Annotated in this window: 2 protein-coding genes; both read right to left on the minus strand. The window is 64.8% G+C overall.

Features of this window, described 5'->3' with window-relative positions; translation table 11 throughout:
• Window positions 1–61: 61 nt before the first annotated feature.
• Window positions 62–613 (minus strand): GNAT family N-acetyltransferase, encoded by a 552-nt coding sequence (locus VPH46_RS16310; protein WP_416612913.1) that lies wholly within the window; start codon window positions 611–613, stop codon window positions 62–64.
• Window positions 610–918 (minus strand): DUF1778 domain-containing protein, encoded by a 309-nt coding sequence (locus tag VPH46_RS16315; protein WP_416612915.1) that lies wholly within the window; start codon window positions 916–918, stop codon window positions 610–612. The genes VPH46_RS16310 and VPH46_RS16315 overlap by 4 nt, the downstream gene beginning before the upstream one ends.
• Between the last annotated feature and the right edge of the window lie 180 nt (window positions 919–1098).

Below are 1098 nucleotides of genomic sequence, written 5' to 3' on the forward strand. Positions count from 1 at the left end.
GCATACGACTGCACCGCAAAAAAATGTACATATCGACACGTCGACATGTCTACTGTTGTGATCAATCTTCCACGAGAAGCGCGCGAACCGTTGCCATCGGCAGAAAGAGCCGCAAGGGATGGGAGGGCAGGGGCTGGAAGCCATAGCCGGTGTAGAGCGCCCCGCGCTTCGCGACCTGTTCCGGATTGCCGCAGTCGAGCACGTCGAGCATCACGACGGCGATGCCTAGCGCGTCGGCGGCATGGGCCAGGCGCGCCAGGCAATCGAGCAGCAGGTCGCCGCCATAGCCCCGTCCCTGGAAGCGGCGATCGACTCCGATCATCGCGATATAGGCAGCCGGGATGCTGCCATGCGCCGGCCGGGTGCGGGCGAAGCGATCGGGCAGCTCGGCATAGTCGATGGCGTGTGCGTTGACGGCATAGAAGCCGATCACCGCGCCGCTTGGATCGACCATCACGAAGGTGCGCAGGTTTCCGGCGCGAGTGAGCTTGTTCGCCGCCTGGCGGAAGAAATTGTCGACCTGTGCCGTCCCGCAGGAGAAGGCCGCACGGTCATGCTGGGCAGGATCGTGCGGCTCGATGCGATAGCGCGCAGCATCCTCGGGCGCGCTCACTTGCTGGTGATTGTCTCGCGATGCCGGGCAAAGGCCGCGCGCAGCCGATCGGTCGGGGCAGGGGGCGTCTCCAGGGCGGCGAAGAAGGCGGCATGGTCGACCGGTTGCAGACTGGTACGTTCATGCGCCGCGATCGTCTCCAGCGCAGATCGATACGCGGCGTTCATCGTGAACACGGAATCGTCCACGCCGGAAAGGGCGGCAGCGCGCTGGATCGCCTGCTTTATGCGCGGCTTGGTGCGGAAGTGCATCCGCTCGCTGCTGCGCTCGTCGCGCGCGCTCTCCTGATCCTCAAAATCGAGCATGGCACCCTTCATCCGCTACGAACGTGTATGTACGCCGCAGCGGCGTACACTTCAACGAAGGACGTGACATCCCGCTTCCGTCCCGGCGACAACACGCCTTGGCGGTTCATCGGCGTCGCCAGGCACAACAACCGCGGAAATGCCGCCCGAGCCGGCAATGCGGCGGAGCAAATGGTCCGC

This window comes from Sphingomonas sp. MJ1 (PH-R8) (genome assembly GCF_048058635.1).
Taxonomy (GTDB): Bacteria; Pseudomonadota; Alphaproteobacteria; order Sphingomonadales; family Sphingomonadaceae; genus Sphingomonas.

Excerpts from the sequence above, each read along its gene's own strand:
- VPH46_RS16315 (WP_416612915.1), bottom strand. The coding sequence starts at position 918 with ATGCTCGATTTTGAGGATCAGGAGAGCGCGCGCGACGAGCGCAGCAGC.